The sequence below is a fragment of the Teichococcus vastitatis genome (assembly GCF_003604215.1).
Taxonomy (GTDB): domain Bacteria; phylum Pseudomonadota; class Alphaproteobacteria; order Acetobacterales; family Acetobacteraceae; genus Pseudoroseomonas; species Pseudoroseomonas vastitatis.
This window is the reverse complement of sequence record NZ_QXGS01000198.1, coordinates 1-812: the sequence shown is the minus strand read 5'-3', so window position 1 is coordinate 812 and position 812 is coordinate 1. Positions and strand designations below refer to the sequence as shown.

The following is an 812-nucleotide window of genomic DNA, read 5'->3' as shown; positions in this document are numbered from 1 at the left end:
TACATCCTGATTCTCACCGGCTTCGGCGTGCTGATCGCCCTGGTGGCCTGGTTGCCGCTGGCCCTGAAGCGGCTGCCCTTGTCACTGCCGATCGTGTGCATCGGCATCGGGGCGGCATTGTTCTCGCTTCCCCAGGTGACGCTGATCCCGCTGCCGATGACCTATCCCGAGATCACCGAACGCTTCACCGAGTTCGTGGTGATCATCGCGCTGATGGGCGCCGGCCTGAAGCTCGACCGGTTCCTCAACTGGCGGAGCTGGCACGTGACCTGGCGGCTGCTGGCGGTGACGATGCCGCTGGGCATCGCCGCCATCACCCTGCTGGCCGGATGGGGCCTCGGCCTGGGCTGGGCGGCGGCGTTGCTGGTGGCGGCGTGCCTGGCGCCCACCGACCCGGTGCTGGCCGCCGATGTGCAGGTCGGGCCACCGAAGACCGGCGAGGAGGACGAAGTCCGCTTCGGCCTGACCTCCGAGGCAGGGCTCAATGACGGCCTCGCCTTTCCCTTCGTGCATCTGGCGATCACCCTGGCCGCCGTGGCCGGCACCGGGCAGCCCTGGTTCGTTGAATGGCTCACCTATCGCGTGCTGTGGGAAATCGGCGCCGGCATCGTGGCCGGATGGCTGATCGGGCGCGCTTTCGGCTGGCTCACCTTCCACGTGCCGACGGAGAACAAGCTCGCCAGAACCGGTGACGGGCTGATCGGCCTGTCAGCGACGCTGGTGTCCTATGGGCTGACCGAGATCATCCACTGCTACGGCTTCCTCGCCGTGTTCATCACCGCGCTGACCTTTCGGCGCACCCATCGCGACCA

Annotated in this window: 1 protein-coding gene; it reads left to right on the top strand. The window is 67.5% G+C overall.

Translation table 11 applies throughout. The annotated features are described in order from the left end of the window. A partial coding sequence (locus D2K64_RS23900) for a cation:proton antiporter domain-containing protein (protein WP_202910829.1) occupies positions 1–812 on the top strand: 812 nt, incomplete at both ends.